Here is a 14285-nt window from a genome sequence, read left to right as displayed (position 1 = left end):
CCCGGCTACTGCCGGGAGGCCGTGCAGGACGAGAGTGCGGCGCTCGTCGCGAGCAGGACGCAGGCGAGGGTCGCGGTGGTGCGGGCGGTGGTGCGGCGAGCGGTGCGCGTGGCGGTGCGCGCGAGGGGACGGCGCGGCGTGGTCACCGGGCACCGTCGGGGTCGACGGCTCCCGGCTGCTCGTCGCGCTCCTCGCGCTCGACGTCGGGCGCGTCGTGCTCGAGGTGAGGCTCGCCGTCGGGCGCGTCCCGTTCGAGGTGGGGCTCGCCGTCGGGCGCCTCGTACTCCGCGGGCTCGTCGAGGGAGGCGCCCTCGGCGACCATGCTCTCGGGGACGTCCGCGGCGCCGTGCGCGATGCCCGCGTCGCGCTCGCTGCGCACGGATTCGGCGTCACGCTGCGCCGCGGCGTGGAGCTCCTCCGCGCTGCGGGGGTTGGACGACTCGGCAGCCATGACGTGCGCCTCGCCCTCGAGCCAGTCCTGCGCGACCTGACCCTCGTCGAGGACGTGGGTGGGCGGCGGGGGCGGCGCAGTCGCCGCCTGCTCGCCGTCGTGCTGCTCGCCGTCGAACGGCTCCGCGTGGTCGTACCGACCGGTGCTGCTCATGCTGACCGCCTCTCCTGGAACCGCCGGAGCGGACCGGCACGCTCGTCGGGCCGGCGGAACGTCTCAGTGGCGCTCACTCTGGCACGCACGCCTCGGGTGCGCCACCACCGACCCATCCGCGGAACGGAACGACACCGCAGGTGAGCGAGGGGGTGGTCGGAGCGACGCCGTCGCACGCGAGCGGTCCGGCGCGCACCGCTCAACGTGGAGAATGGGGGCATGGACGACATCGCCGAGGTCATCGGGTCGCTCGAGTCAGCCGTGCGAGAGATGGACGAGGCGCTCACGAGCGAGCAGGTGCTCGAGGTGGCCGTCGACTGGTGCCAGAGCCTCGTGCCGGGCTGCCAGATGGCCGGCGTCACGATGCGTCGACGCCGCGGGAAGGTCGAGTCCGTCGCGCCGTCGGACCCGGCCGTCGAGCGGTGCGACGCCCTGCAGTACGACCTGGCCGAGGGGCCCTGCCTCGACGCGATCTCGGACGAGATCGTCATCAGCTCGCGCGACGTCGGGACCGACGAGCGCTGGCCGCAGTGGGGTCCGCGCGCTGCCGCGGCCGAGGGCATCGCGGGCATGCTGAGCATCCGGCTCTTCAGCGGCTCCAAGGTGCACGGTGCGCTGAACCTGTACTCGCGCGAGGCCGGCGCGTTCGACGCCGACGCCACGGACATCGCGCGCGTCCTGTCCACCCACGTCTCGGTCGCGCTTCGCGCGATGCAGGCCGACGAGGATCTCCGCGTCGCCGTCGACAGCCGCAACCTCATCGGCCAGGCGCAGGGCATCCTCATGGAGCGCTTCTCGCTGCAGTCGGACAGCGCCTTCGCGGTGCTCTCCCGCATCTCCCAGGACCGCAACCTGCGCCTCATCGACGTCGCCGAGCACGTGGTGACGCGGCGCGCGCTGCCGAACGGCGGCGGCGCGCACGACTGACGCCCGGTGCCCCGCTGAGCACGGCGGCGCTCTCAGCGCGTCGGGTCAAGGACGACCTTGATGCAGCCGTCCTCCTTCTTCTGGAAGGTCTGGTAGTACTGCGGTGCCTCGCTCAGCCCGACGCGGTGCGTGCGCAGATCGAGCACGCCCAGCGGGTCGTCCGTCCGCGCGACGATCTCGCGCAGCTCGTCGGTCCAGCGCCGCACGTTCGCCTGCCCCATCCGGACGCTGACCTGCTTGTCGAACATCTGCATGAGGTTGAGCGGGGTCGCGGCGCCGCCGTACACCCCGCTGATCGACACCGTCCCGCCGCGCCGCACGAGGCTGAAGGCGAGGTCGAGCACGGCCGTGCGGTCGCTGCCGGCGTTCTCGGTCATGGCGCGGCCCAGCGCGTCGGGGAGCAGGCCCGCCATGCTCTGCACGGCGGAGGCGAACGGCGAGCCGTGCGCCTCCATCCCGACGGCGTCGACCACCGAGTCCGGACCGCGACCCCGGGTCAGGTCCAGCACGCGCTCGAGCACCTCGGCCGGGTTCGCGCCGTCGAGCACCGTCACGCCGTGGCGCGCGGCCATCTCGCGGCGCTCGGGCACGAGGTCGACGCCGATCACCTGTCCGGCGCCGCGGAACAGCCCGACCCGCGCGGCCATCTGCCCGATCGGGCCGAGTCCGAGCACGACGAGCGTTCCGCCGTCGGGCACGGCCGCGTACTCCACGCCCTGCCACGCCGTCGGAAGCACGTCGGAGAGGTAGAGGTAGCGCTCGTCGGGCTCGTCGTCGCTCGGCACGACGACGGGGCCGTAGTCGGCTTGCGGGACGCGCAGGTACTGCGCCTGCCCGCCCGGGACGCTGCCGTACATCGAGGTGTAGCCGAACAGCGCGGCACCCTTGCCCTGCTCGGTCACCTGGGTGGTCTCGCACTGGCTCTGCAGGCCGGCGGAGCACATGACGCACCGCCCGCAGGCGATGCCGAAGGGCACGACGACACGGTCACCGACCTGCAGGGTGCTCACCTCCGCGCCGACCTCGCGGACCACGCCCATGGCCTCGTGCCCGAGGATGTCACCGGCCTTCAGGTACATCCCGAGCAGCCGGTACAGGTGCAGGTCCGAGCCGCAGATCGCCGTGGACGTCACCTCGATGACGGCGTCGGTCGGCCGCTCGATCCTCGGGTCGGGCACGGTCTCCACGCTCACGTTCTCGCGGCCCTGCCAGGTGACTGCTCGCATCCCGCTCTCCCTCGATCAGGGCGTCCTCGCCCGTGGTGCGGGCCAGCGGTCTCGACCCGTCCCGAGTCTTGCACGTCGCAGGCGAGCCGGCACCACACCCCTGGCCGTGACCTTCCGCGGAGCAGACCGTCGCGTTGCCAACCGAGTGGTCAACCGAGAAGTTTCGGTGCACACTGCGAACCACAGCGCTCGAGACGGGTGGCGCACAGGTCGGCACGCCGTGTGCCCGACGCCGAGGAGAACCCATGCGCGCCCAGAACCTTCGCCGCTCCGCCGCCGCAGTCGCCGCCTTGTCACTCACCACCGTTCTCGCCGCGTGCGGGGGCGGCAGCGGTGGGGACGAGGGCAGCGCCGAGGGGGACGTCGACTTCACCAGCGAGCCGACGGGCACGCTGCGTGCGTGGGGCTTCGAGAACGCCGACGACGTCGGTCAGGCCCGACTGGACTACGCGGCCGAGACGCTGAGCGACGTCGACGTGGACCTGGACGCGACCGCGTTCGACGCCCAGAAGCTCACCACGCGGCTCGCCAGCGGCGACGTCCCCGACGTCGTGCAGATGGACCGCCGCATCGTGCCCACGTACGCCGCGCAGGGGCTGATCGTCCCGCTCGACGCGTGCTTCGAGGCGCACGACGTGAACCCCGACGAGTGGTGGTACCCCTCGGTCGTCGACGACGTGCGGCTGGACGACCAGCTCTGGGCGGTGCCGCAGTTCTACCAGCCACCGGCCATCCTGCTGAACAAGCGGGTCATGGACGCCGCGGGCGTGACGGCGGACCAGATCGACACGTCCGACCCGGAGACGCTGATCGCGGCCGTGACCGCGATGTACAAGGAGAGCGGTGGCGTGCCGACCACGCTCGGTCTCGACCCCAACCCCGCCGGCCAGGGGCCGCTGTGGATCCTCGGCGCGGGTGGTCAGCTGATCGACGAGGACGGCCGTCCGACGCTGGACGACCCGAGCAACGTGCCGGGGCTGGAGCTGCTCAAGCAGGTCGTGGACGCGCAGGGCGGGTACGCGAAGCTCAAGAGCTTCACGGACTCCTTCGACTCCTTCGGCGACAACAACCAGTACGTGGCCGACCAGGTGGGCGCCCAGGTCAACGCCCAGTGGTACCCCAACGTGCTGTCGCCGTACGTGGGCCAGGTCCAGCTCGAGGCCGTACCGTTCCGTGACAGCGAGGGCCAGCCCTTCTCTGTGGCGGGCGGCAGCGCCTTCGTGATCCCGGTGGGCGCGCAGAACCCCTCCGCCGCCTGCGCGTGGATGCTGGACCTGACGAACATGGACGCCTGGCAGGCGGCAGGCGAGGCGCGCGCCGCCACCCGAGCCGCGGACGGCGGCATCAACACCGGTCTGATGACCGGTTCGCCGGAGGCCGACGCGTCGATCCGTGAGCAGTTCGTGGTCCCGAGCGGGGACGCGGGCTTCGACCAGGTCATCTCGACGTACTACGACGTGCTCGACTACGGCAAGGCGTTCGGCGCCTCGCCCGCCGGTCAGGACATCCTCACCGAGCTCAACAACGCGGTCACCGCCGCGATGCTCGGCGACAAGACGCCGGAGCAGGCCCTCGCCGACGCGCAGGAGGCGGCCCTTCGGGCCTACGACTCCGTCGTCGCGCAGAGCTGACGCCGGCGTGGCCAGCACCACGGCCCCGACCGCGCGGCGCCGACGTCGGCTCGCCCCCCAGGCGCGCCGCGAGGCGATCGCGGGCTACCTGTTCATCGCACCGTGGCTCGTCGGCTTCCTCGTCTTCACCGCGGGTGCGATGGCTTTCAGCCTATGGCTGTCGTTCGGGCGCTACAACCTGGCCCGCAACGACATCACGTTCATCGGCACGGCGAACTTCGAGGGGCTCCTCACCGACCCGAAGGTCGCCACGTCGCTCGGTAACACGCTCTTCTACGCGATCCTCGCCGTCCCGCTCGAGATCGTCGTCGCGCTCGGTCTCGCGCTGCTGCTGTCGCGGGTCGGGCGCGGTGCCGGGGTCTTCCGGACGATCTTCTACCTGCCCAAGATGACACCCGCCGTCGCGACCGCCGCACTGTTCTTCCTGCTGCTGAACGGCAACAGCGGTGCGGTGAACCGCGCACTGCGCGCCATCGGCATCGAGGGACCGCAGTGGCTCGTGGACCCTGCCTGGGTGAAGCCGTCCATCGTGCTGATGTCGCTGTGGGCGGTGAGCGGCACGATGATCATCTTCCTGGCGGCCCTGCGCAACGTGCCCCGCGAGCTGTACGAGGCCGCCTCCCTCGACGGCGCGGGTTCGGGCCGAATGTTCTTCCAGATCACGATGCCGATGATCTCGGGGGCGATCTTCTTCAACGTCATCGTGCTCACCATCGCCGCGTTCCAGGTGTTCGACAGCGCCTACCTGCTGTTCTGGCGCGACAACGCCAACTCCTCCCCCGAGGCGTCGCTCTTCTACGCGATCTACCTGTTCCAGAAGGCGTTCCGGCAGTTCGACCTCGGCTTCGCCGCCGCGATGGCCTGGGTGATGTTCGTCATCATCATGCTCATCACGCTCGTGCAGGTGCGGGTCGGCAACCGGTACGTCTACTACGAGAGCGAGAACTGATGGCAGCCGTCGATGGTGTCACGACGGCCCCGCGCGGGCAGGTCGATCGTGGTGCGGCGCCCCGCGCGCGCGGTACGGGACGGGTCCGCGACCGCATGGGTCGTGTCGTCGCGTGGGTGCTGCTCATCGCGATCAGCGCGCTGTTCCTCTACCCGCTCGTCTGGCTCGTGACCGCGAGCCTCAAGACGCGCGGTCAGGTCTTCGACAACTCCCTCGTGCCCTCCCCCGTGGTGTGGGAGAACTGGCGGACGGTGTGGGACGAGCTGCCGCTGCTCAACTGGCTGTGGACCAGCTTCGCGATCGCGGTGCTCGCCTCGGTGGCGGTGGCGGTCTCGAGCTCGGTGGTGGCGTTCGGCTTCGCCTACTTCCGGTTCCCGGGACGCGGGGCGCTGTTCGGCCTCGTGCTGGCCACCATGATGCTTCCCGGCGCGGTCACCATGATCCCGGTCTACCTCATCTGGAAGGAGCTCGGCTTCCTCGGGACGTGGGTGCCGCTGTGGGGCGCGAACCTGTTCGGCTCGGCCTTCTACATCTTCCTGCAGCGGCAGTTCTTCCTCGGCCTGCCGCGCGAGCTGTTCGAGGCGGCGCGGATCGACGGCGCGGGCTACGTGTCGTTGTTCACCCGCATTGCGATGCCGCTGGCGATCCCCTCGTTCGTGATCGTGCTGCTGTTCGAGTTCCAGGCCAGCTGGAACAACCTGCAGGGCTCGCTCATCTACCTCAACGCGGGCTCGGTGGAGTCGTTCAACGCGCCGCTCGGGATCGCGTACGCCATGACGAAGTACAGCCCGACGGCGGGCGGCCACGGCGACTACCAGTACGTGATGGCGGCCTCGCTCATCGTGACGCTGCCGATGCTCATCCTGTTCGCGTTCGGGCAGCGCTACTTCATCGAGGGGATAGCCACGACCGGGCGGAAGGGGTGAGGATGCACGACGTGAGCGCTCAGACGGTCCCGCTGCGCCGGGTGCTGAGCCTCGGCGACGCCGTCTCGATCGGAGCAGCCGCCATGCTCGGCGCCGGGGTCTTCGTGGTGTTTGGACCAGCGTCCGCCGCGGCGGGCTCGCTCGTGCTCGGGTCGTTGCTCCTCGCAGCGGTGGTCGCGACCGCGAACGCGTTCTCCACGGCGCAGCTCGCCGCCCAGTATCCCGTCGCGGGTGGCGCCTACGTGTACGGGCGCGAGCGCCTGGGTGAATGGCCCGGGTTCGCCGCAGGCTGGATGTTCGTCGTCGGCAAGATCGCGAGTTGCGCGGCGATCGCGCTCACGGCGGGCGGCTATCTCTGGCCGGGCCGGGAGCGCGCGGTGGCCTTCGTCGCCGTCGCCGTCGTGCTCGCGCTCAACCTCGCCGGAGTCACGCGCACGGCCCGCGCGGCGCGCGTGAGCGCCATGCTCGTGGTGATGGTCCTGGCCGCAGCCATTGCGATCGGTCTGGTCCGCAGCGTCGCGCGCGACGGCGGTGCTGCGGCCGAGTGGGTGGGTGCGTCTCCCCTCGGGGTGGCGCAAGGCGCCGGGCTGCTGTTCTTCGCTTTCGCGGGCTACGCCCGGGTCGCAACGCTCGGGGAGGAAGTGCGCGACCCGGCCCGGACGATCCCCCGCGCCGTCTCGATCGCCCTGGGTGGCGTTCTGCTGGTGTACCTCGCCGTGGGCGCCGCCCTGCTGCGCGGGCTCGGGGTCAAGGATCTGGCTCGTAGCACCGCCCCGGTGCTCGACCTCGTGGGGGATGCGCCCGGCGGACGCCTCCTCGTGACCACCGGGGCTGTGGTCGCCTGCCTCGGTTCGCTCCTCGTGCTGATGGCGGGCATCGGCCGGACCGGTCTGGCGATGGCCCGGCAGGGCGACCTGCCCGGTCCGCTCGCGAGGGTCGAGCCGCGCCGCGGTCTGCCTGCTGTGGCGGAGATCGTGGCGGCGCTGGCGGTTGGCGTCCTCGTGCTGCTGCTGGACGTACGCTCCTCCGTCGCGTTCTCGTCGGCGGGGGTTCTCCTGTACTACCTGGTGGCCAACCTCGCGGCCCTGACCCAGACCCGCCCCCACCGCCGGGTGCCGAGGGTGGTCCCAGTGCTCGGCGCGCTCGGCTGCTTGACGCTCGTGGTGTGCCTCCCGCTCGCCGGGGTAGTCACCGCAGCCGGGCTGCTGGCGCTGGGCGTCTGCTGGCGACTGCTCGTGCGGGCTCGGCGCGCCTGAGCTCCGGCAGGCGCCCACCCAGGGCGCGCAGCGCGTAGAGGATGGCCGCCAGGTCCACGACCTCCTGCGTCAGGGCGCCGACGACGGCCGGGATGGCGCCGGTCGCGGCGACGAGCATGAGGCCGACGCTCAGCACGATCCCCAGCCAGATCGCCGCGAGCGCCACCCGCAGCGTCTGCCGGCCGATCACCACGGCGTCGACCACCTTGCCCAGGTCGTCGGCGAGCACCACGGCGTCCGCGGCCTCACCCGCCGCGGTCGCTCCCCGCGCACCCATCGCCACCCCCACGTCGGCGGCGGCCAGCGCGGGCGCGTCGTTCACGCCGTCGCCCACCATGAGCACCGGGCGGGGCTTGAGCGCGGCGGCAAGCCGCACCTTGTCCGCAGGGAGGAGATCGGCGTGCACCGTGTCGATACCGACCTGGCCCGCGATTGCGCGTGCGGTCGCGTCGGCGTCGCCGGTCAGCATCGCGACCTCTGCCACGCCGTTCGCACGCAACCAGCGCACGACCGCTGCACTCTCCGGGCGAGCCTCGTCGGCGAGCACGAGCACGCCGGCGAACGCACCGTCCACGGCGACGTAGGCGGCGACCTGCCCGGCGACCAGTTTCGCAGCCGCCACCGCGGCACCCACCTCTCTTTCCACGTACGCGCGCTTGCCCACGACGACGTTGCGCCCGTCGATCACTGCGCGCACGCCGCACGTGGCGACCTCGTCCGCCTCGGTGGCCGCCCTGAGCGCCAGACCGCTGGCCTGCGCGGCCTCGCGCACCCCGTCAGCCAGGACGTGCGACGAGTACTGCTCGGCCGAGGCGGCGAGCACCAGGAGTTCCTCGCGGTCGAGGGGGGCGGCCGGCTGAACCGCCACCAGCTCGGGCCGACCGCGGGTGAGTGTGCCGGTCTTGTCCAGAGCTACGGCGCGGACCTTGGCCAGCTTCTCGATCACCGCCCCTCCCTTGACGATCACACCGTGGCGGGCGGCGCGGGACTGGCCACCGAGAAAGGCGACGGGCGCTGCGATCAGCAGCGGGCACGGGGTCGCGAGCACGAGGACCTCGGCGAACCTCACCCAATCGCCGGAGAGCCACCCGGCCAGGCCCGCGATCAGCAGGGACACCGCGGTGAAGGGCACCGCGAAACGGTCGGCGAGGCGGACGACGGGTGCCTGTCGGCCCTGCGCGTCCGTCACGAGGGCGATGATCTGCTGGTACTGGCTGTCGGCCGCCGTGCGCACGGCCCGCACCCGCACGGCGCCGGGGCCGTTGACGCTGCCGGACAGAAGTGTCTCGCCGCGACGGCGGGTGACCGGCAGGGACTCGCCCGTCAGGGACGACTCGTCCACGGTTGCGCGATCGGAGACGACCGTGGCGTCGACCGGTACCACCTCCGCGGGGCGGACGAGCAGCACGTCTCCTACCTCGACCCGGTCGACGGCGACATCGCGGACCTCGTCGCCCACGCCGTCAGGAGCGACAAGCACGTGCGCGGCCTGGGGCGAGCGGTTCAGCAGAGCGGTGAGCTCGCGGGTGGCGCGCCGCTCGGCGGCGTCCTCCAGCGCCTCACCACCCGACAGCATCAGCACGATGATCAGCGACGCGACGTACTCACCGACGGCGAGCGTGGCTCCCATGGCGATGACCGCCAGGACGTCCAGCCCGAGGTGTCCGCGGGCGATCTGACGCGCCATGTCCATCACGGCAAGTGTGATGACGACAAGAACCCACGCCGTGGCGATGGCGCGGCTGATCAGGTCCTGGCCCGAGAGGTCGAGGACCAGCACGGCGAGCGCGATCGCGCCCGACGCCGCAAGGATCGGGTAGCGGCGGGCCCGGTGCAGGGAGTTCATGCAGCCAGGGTGCGCCAGTTCCCGGCGTACCGCCAGCAAGGCGGAGCGTGATGAACGGCAGGGACGCCTTGCCTTGGTCGGTCAGGGCGACCGCGACTCTTGCCCAGCGCACCAGTGCGGCCGCCCCAACGAGTCCGGCGTGACAACAATCCCCGGTGCGATCCTGATCCCGATGACCCAGATCGCCCAGGAGGTCCGCGGCGTCATCGACGTGATAGGGCGGCTGGGGGGCCAGGCCTACCGCAGCCTCTCGACGGGAACCGCAGGAGCGCTGCACGTCGGGATGAACACGATGACCGACGCCGGCGGACCAGCCACGAGCATGGGCAGTCGACCCAGAAACTCGGCTGACGCGCGGTCAGCGGCTCACGCTGGGGCGTCGACACGAAGTGCGGCGCGGCCGGGGAGTGCACGGCGCTTCTTCACGTGGTGGAGCTCAGAGGGCACGTGTCGAATCCGTGGAGCTGAGGGCCTGGCAGCGACGCCCGTGAGAGGTTCGCCTGGGTGCCGCTCCGCCCCCGACGTCCGGCTGGGGTGCGGAGCCGGGCCGAGATGTCCTCAGCGCTTGAGCGCACTCGTGGCGATCACTCGGATCGGCGTCGTTGCAACGAAAAAACCGGATCCTTGCGGATCCGGCTTGATCGTGGTGGAGGCGGCGGGAAACTCCACGATCACGCCCTGGCCTGCAACGATGCTACTCCTGGTTGACGTGTGTCAGTGGTGTGACAGATGGCGGGCCTAGCTCGCGTCCCGTGGCGTCCGAGCCTGACGCCGGAGGACCCGGGGTGACGCCCCGGGGGTGTAGCAGTTCCTCGGCCCCTCGTTGAAGGCCGAGCGCTACCCGGCCCTGATCACACCCTTACCCACACTCGCCACCGGAAGCCCGATGAGCCGGATGTCCACTGCCACGCCTGGCCTTGCCCCCAGAACGGTCTTGCCGGTCCACAGCACTACCGACCGGGTGCAGCGATGCGAACCCGGATAGGATCGTCCCATGGGGAAGAATCGAGAGGATGTTGCAGCTGGGCGCTCGCCGTCCTTTTACCGATGGCCACTGCAGGAGGACGAGGTCTACCTCGTCGCAGGAAGGCCCGCCGAACATTGGGCCCTTGAGTTCATGGGAGCGTTCGCCGGGGTTCAGAACGGTATCGAGACCCTCTTAGCGTTCTACCTAAGCAGATTTTCACCCGAACTATCGAAAGCAGTTGCGAAGCGGCACTTTGCTCGCCTGAGTGATGACGAACGCTGGACGTACGTTAAGGCCTGGGCTCGCGATGCCGGCTATACCGGCGAACTACTAGAGGATGCATCGAACGCGTTCTGGCGCTGTAAGAGGGTGAGAGACTTCCTAGGCCATCCGCGCACAGCATTAGTGTTAGCGAGGGATTTCGAAGATGCAACCTACTGCTACCAAGTCCCTGAAGACAGGCGCGCCCTCCTTCCAGATCCACTGACGCCAGAAGCATTGCGAGTTTTGGGTGCAGAGTGTCGGTGGCTGCAGGCATTTCTCGACCACATTGGTTCACTCGCTGGCCTTCCCTACGCTCTTCCTATGGCGCGCGTCGGTCCCGACGGAAAGCCCGAAACGAGGTGGATAGAGATGCTGGAACCCTCTCGACTCCCCATTGGTCCTGACTGGACAAACGAAGGGCTCTTTCGTGAAATGCCCGCTCGTGAGCCCGAGACCGAGGGCCCATAATAGAGATGAGACTGAGGTCTCGCCAACTCCGTCCGCGAGGCGGTGTGAAGTCTCCAGACTTCTGCCACTCGCTCGTCGCGGCGCAATCAGTCGATCTGGAAGCCCTTATCTGGATACGACGGGCTATCCAGGTCTGCCTCGACGCCATCCGACTCGCGTTTCGGGCTGTGGAGGTGTGACGCGTCTCGGTCGATGACAGCAGGTGACTGGATGAGCGCGCTCGAAGCGAGCCTCACACTGCCCACCCGCTGCTCTGGCCGGTGCCAGCCCAGTCCACAGGCGATGCACTCGACCTGCAACGATTCTGGGAACACGTGACGCGCATAGGTCCGCCGCAAGGCACGAAGTCGCATCACCCAGCTCCGACTAGAGTCCCAGCTCCGGGCCGAGCGGTCCGGATCCCAGGGTGTGGCCGAGTGGGCCGGTCGGGTCAGCCGGGTTGGGGTTGCGCCAGCCGGGGACTGGGCTCGGCGCGGGAGCGGCGGGTCGGTAGCCGTCGAGCTGGCGGTTGAGGTCGCGGCGGGCGTGGTGAAGGCCGTGGTCGGTGGTGTCGCGTTGCATGGCGTCGGTCCAGATATCCCGGGCCGTTCCGAGGTCGCCGGCGACGAGGTGGACGGTGTTCGTCTCGCGTCCTCGGGTGAGGCCGACGTAGAGCCCGGCGCCGTCGGTGCCCTGGGTGAGGAGCGTGTGGCTGTGGGCGGTGGTGACGCCCTGGTTGCCGTGGCCGGTGGTGGCGTAGCCGAGGTGGGTGTGCTCGGCGACATACGCCGCGGGGAGGGTGTGCCGGCGCCGGGTGGTGTCGGTGACGGTGAGGGCGCCGTCGGGGTGGATGCGGGTAACGGTGAACGTCTCGCGGTTGGCGATGCCGAGGCGGGGGTCGTTGCGGCGGACCATGACGTGGTCCCCGACGCCGATCTCGAGTCCGTCGGCCCCGGTCACGGTGACGCCGTCGTGGACCTGGCCCAGGTGGACCCGGGCGGTGTGGACGGCGGCGTTCAGGGCGGTGGCCTCGGCCACGCTCGCCGCGGTGAGTGCGACGGTCTCCCCGGTGCGGGTGGCGAGGGTGCGGGCGGTGTCGGCGGCGATGGCCGCGTAGGCCTCCTCCTGTGTCTCGTGGAGTCGGATCTGGCCGCGGTTCAGGAGCTGGTGGAACAGGGCGTGGGGGTTGCGGCGGTCGCGGATGGCGAGGGTGAGGGGTGCGTAGGTGGGGTCGGTGAAGCGGTGCACGGTGGCCAGGTCGACCCGGTGACGGGTGTGTCGGGTGGCGAGGTCCAGGACGCCGCCGCGGCCGACGGCGCCGAGCTGGGCGGTGTCGCCGATCATCACGACCTGCGCACCCGCGTCTCGGGCGAGGTCGAGGAGCCGGAGGGCGGCTTCCTGTTCCAGCATCCCGGCCTCGTCGATCACGAGCTGGGTCCGGCCGCCGAGCCGCAACTCGGCTGGCACGGACGGGACGGGACGGCCGGTGGCCGGGTCGACCCGACCGGGCTGGAGGCGCCACCAACGGGTACCGTCCTCGTTCCACCGCCAGCCGTAGGCGTGCAGGAGCTTGTGCACCGAGGACGCCGCGGCACCGGCCTGCTGCGCGGCGCCGAGGGCTGCCTTCATCGACGGGGCGACCACGACCTGACGACACCCCAGGGCTCGGGTCACCGCAGCGGCGGCGGTGAGCATCCGGGTCTTCCCCGCCCCGGCCGCCCCCGTGACCACGACCAGGCCCGCGCCGCTGCTCATCGCGGTGACGGCGGCGAGCTGGTCCTCCCCCAGCGGCTCCCGCCCGAAGCCGCCGATGTCGAGCCGGTTCAGGAGGTAGTCGACGTGGTCGGCGTCGATCCCGGGCGTGGTGGTGTCGGTGAGGGTCTGCAGCAGGTCGCCGAGGCGTTGCTCGGTGCGGATCACGTGCCGGCTGGTCAGGTGCCGGTACCCGTCCGGGACCGCCCCGGTCGCCCACACGGCCGGAGCCACGGACTCACACAACGTGGCGGCGCGGGTGCTGATGTCCTCGATGGTCTCCATCAGCACCCGCCGCGGTGCGGTCACGCCGGCGTGGGCGAGGAGGCGGGCGGTGTGCTCGGTCAGGTCCGCCGTGGACCAGGTCGACCGGCGCGCCTGGGCCTGCTCGATCGCGAGCGCGGCGACCTGGTCCCGGTCGATCGCCCCGACCCCGAGCCGTGGTGCGAGTGGGACGGGCGTGGTGGGGTGGGTGTAGCCGGTGGCGTGGATCTCGGCCCGCCACAGGTCCTCATCCGGCGCGACGCCGGGCTTCTTGTCCGGCCTCCCCATCTCCCACGCGAGCCGGTGCCAGCCCCGCACCACCCGCGGCCCGGGCACCTGGCCAGGGTGCTGCGCCTGCCAGTCCGCCTCGATCTGCTCGAGGTTGGCGGCGATCTGCCTGCTGCGCTTGGACATCGCCGGGACAGCGGCCCGCAGCTCCACGACGTCGCCGGTCGCGGGGTCGAACGTCAGCCCCCCGGCGGCGAGCGCGACTCGCAAGCCCTCGTGCGCGTGGATGGCGGCTTCCCCGATGCCACGCAGGGCGCCCTGCTGGCGGAACATCAGCGCGGTGTCCAGGCCGCGCCACCCACCCGCCGCATAGACCCGGGTGTTGACCTGAAGGTGGATGTGCCGGTGCGGGTCACCGGCGCGGGAGGTGTGGTGCACCACGGACGCGGCCTCGACCACCTCGACCCCGACGTGCACCTGGGCGCCCTTCGGACCGACCCGGGTGCGGGAGTGCGTCGCGAGCCAGGACAGCATCGCCCCCGCCGCGTCCTCCTGCGCCGCGTCCAACGCCGTCGAGACCTCGGGATAGAGCGCTGCGGCGAGGGAGAGGGTCTTGTCGCAGTTGACCGTCATCTCCGCGAACCGGGGCGAGCGCTCGACGCCGACCACCGCCCCCGCAGCGTCGTAGCGGTGCCGGGTCCGTGGGGTGCCGCGCACCTGGCCCGTGTCCGGGTCGACCCAGTCCACCCACGCCTCGTACGCCGCGCCGTCGAGCACCGAGCGCGACGTGACGCTGCCGGCCCCGTTCAGGACCCACCGGTCCACCAGGCCGGGACCGTCCTTGAGGTAGTAGTCCTCCGGACGATGTGCGTCGGACTCCAGGTAGCGCCGCGCCGCGGCACCACCCTCACCCCGCCAGAGCTGCACCCCGCCCCTCACGACGCCACCACCCCGGGAGGCCGCGTCCTACTCCGTAGCATGCGTCCATCGCTGTGAAC

11 protein-coding genes are annotated in these 14285 nt (G+C 71.0%); 6 read left to right on the top strand and 5 right to left on the bottom strand.

All coding sequences use genetic code 11. From position 1 onward, the window contains the following. Window positions 1–5: 5 nt before the first annotated feature. A complete protein-coding gene (locus AC3AQ1_RS13890) occupies window positions 6–146 on the bottom strand; it encodes a hypothetical protein (protein WP_159096563.1) in 141 nt (46 codons plus the stop codon). Next, window positions 143–604 carry a hypothetical protein gene (locus AC3AQ1_RS13885; RefSeq protein WP_108719474.1) on the bottom strand — a complete coding sequence of 154 codons (462 nt, stop codon included), beginning with the start codon at window positions 602–604 and terminating at the stop codon, window positions 143–145. Before AC3AQ1_RS13885 ends, AC3AQ1_RS13890 begins: the two co-directional genes overlap by 4 nt. Window positions 605–823: 219 nt before the next feature. On the opposite strand from AC3AQ1_RS13885, the gene AC3AQ1_RS13880 reads away from it, so the two are divergent. Continuing rightward, a complete protein-coding gene (locus AC3AQ1_RS13880; protein ID WP_108719473.1) occupies window positions 824–1531 on the top strand; it encodes a GAF and ANTAR domain-containing protein in 708 nt (235 codons plus the stop codon). Between the two features lie 32 nt (window positions 1532–1563). On the opposite strand, the gene AC3AQ1_RS13875 is transcribed toward AC3AQ1_RS13880, so the two are convergent. Next, on the bottom strand, window positions 1564–2757 hold the full coding sequence (locus AC3AQ1_RS13875; protein ID WP_108719472.1) for an alcohol dehydrogenase catalytic domain-containing protein: 1194 nt from the start codon (window positions 2755–2757) through the stop codon (window positions 1564–1566). Between the two features lie 245 nt (window positions 2758–3002). Here AC3AQ1_RS13875 and AC3AQ1_RS13870 point away from each other — a divergent pair, with 245 nt between their 5' ends. From AC3AQ1_RS13870 to AC3AQ1_RS13855, 4 genes are read left to right on the top strand one after another with little or no spacing between them, the layout of a single operon-like run. Next, complete coding sequence (locus AC3AQ1_RS13870) at window positions 3003–4388, top strand: ABC transporter substrate-binding protein (RefSeq protein WP_108719471.1); 1386 nt, start codon at window positions 3003–3005, stop codon at window positions 4386–4388. A gap of 7 nt (window positions 4389–4395) precedes the next feature. After that, window positions 4396–5337: a carbohydrate ABC transporter permease gene (locus tag AC3AQ1_RS13865; RefSeq protein ID WP_234417526.1), complete on the top strand. Its 942-nt coding sequence runs from the start codon at window positions 4396–4398 to the stop codon at window positions 5335–5337. Further along, window positions 5337–6263 (top strand): carbohydrate ABC transporter permease, encoded by a 927-nt coding sequence (locus tag AC3AQ1_RS13860; RefSeq protein WP_108719470.1) that lies wholly within the window; start codon window positions 5337–5339, stop codon window positions 6261–6263. The genes AC3AQ1_RS13865 and AC3AQ1_RS13860 overlap by 1 nt, the downstream gene beginning before the upstream one ends. A gap of 2 nt (window positions 6264–6265) precedes the next feature. Next, the gene (locus AC3AQ1_RS13855; RefSeq protein ID WP_108719469.1) at window positions 6266–7519 is read left to right on the top strand and encodes an APC family permease; all 1254 of its coding nucleotides are present in this window, start codon (window positions 6266–6268) and stop codon (window positions 7517–7519) included. Here the strand turns inward: AC3AQ1_RS13855 and AC3AQ1_RS13850 are convergent. Further along, entirely contained in the window at window positions 7452–9365 is a 1914-nt protein-coding gene (locus AC3AQ1_RS13850) for a heavy metal translocating P-type ATPase (protein WP_108719468.1), read from the bottom strand. The two genes, AC3AQ1_RS13855 and AC3AQ1_RS13850, sit on opposite strands and share 68 nt — an antisense overlap. 994 nt (window positions 9366–10359) lie before the next feature. Between AC3AQ1_RS13850 and AC3AQ1_RS13845 the strand changes: the two genes are divergently transcribed. Beyond that, on the top strand, window positions 10360–11064 hold the full coding sequence (locus AC3AQ1_RS13845) for a hypothetical protein (protein WP_159096562.1): 705 nt from the start codon (window positions 10360–10362) through the stop codon (window positions 11062–11064). Between the two features lie 366 nt (window positions 11065–11430). Here the strand turns inward: AC3AQ1_RS13845 and mobF are convergent, their stop codons facing one another. After that, the gene (mobF, locus tag AC3AQ1_RS13840) at window positions 11431–14214 is read right to left on the bottom strand and encodes a MobF family relaxase (RefSeq protein WP_159096561.1); all 2784 of its coding nucleotides are present in this window, start codon (window positions 14212–14214) and stop codon (window positions 11431–11433) included. Between the last annotated feature and the right edge of the window lie 71 nt (window positions 14215–14285).

The sequence above is a fragment of the Miniimonas sp. S16 genome (genome assembly GCF_057748195.1).
Note: the sequence above shows the minus strand (reverse complement) of the source record. Positions and strands in the feature narration are given on the sequence as shown.

Coding starts and splice junctions, on each gene's coding strand:
- AC3AQ1_RS13885 (WP_108719474.1), bottom strand. CDS start 604: ATGAGCAGCACCGGTCGGTACGACCACGCGGAGCCGTTCGACGGCGAG.
- AC3AQ1_RS13880 (WP_108719473.1), top strand. CDS start 824: ATGGACGACATCGCCGAGGTCATCGGGTCGCTCGAGTCAGCCGTGCGA.
- AC3AQ1_RS13860 (WP_108719470.1), top strand. CDS start 5,337: ATGGCAGCCGTCGATGGTGTCACGACGGCCCCGCGCGGGCAGGTCGAT.
- AC3AQ1_RS13875 (WP_108719472.1), bottom strand. CDS start 2,757: ATGCGAGCAGTCACCTGGCAGGGCCGCGAGAACGTGAGCGTGGAGACC.
- AC3AQ1_RS13850 (WP_108719468.1), bottom strand. CDS start 9,365: ATGAACTCCCTGCACCGGGCCCGCCGCTACCCGATCCTTGCGGCGTCG.
- AC3AQ1_RS13870 (WP_108719471.1), top strand. CDS start 3,003: ATGCGCGCCCAGAACCTTCGCCGCTCCGCCGCCGCAGTCGCCGCCTTG.
- AC3AQ1_RS13855 (WP_108719469.1), top strand. CDS start 6,266: ATGCACGACGTGAGCGCTCAGACGGTCCCGCTGCGCCGGGTGCTGAGC.
- AC3AQ1_RS13845 (WP_159096562.1), top strand. CDS start 10,360: ATGGGGAAGAATCGAGAGGATGTTGCAGCTGGGCGCTCGCCGTCCTTT.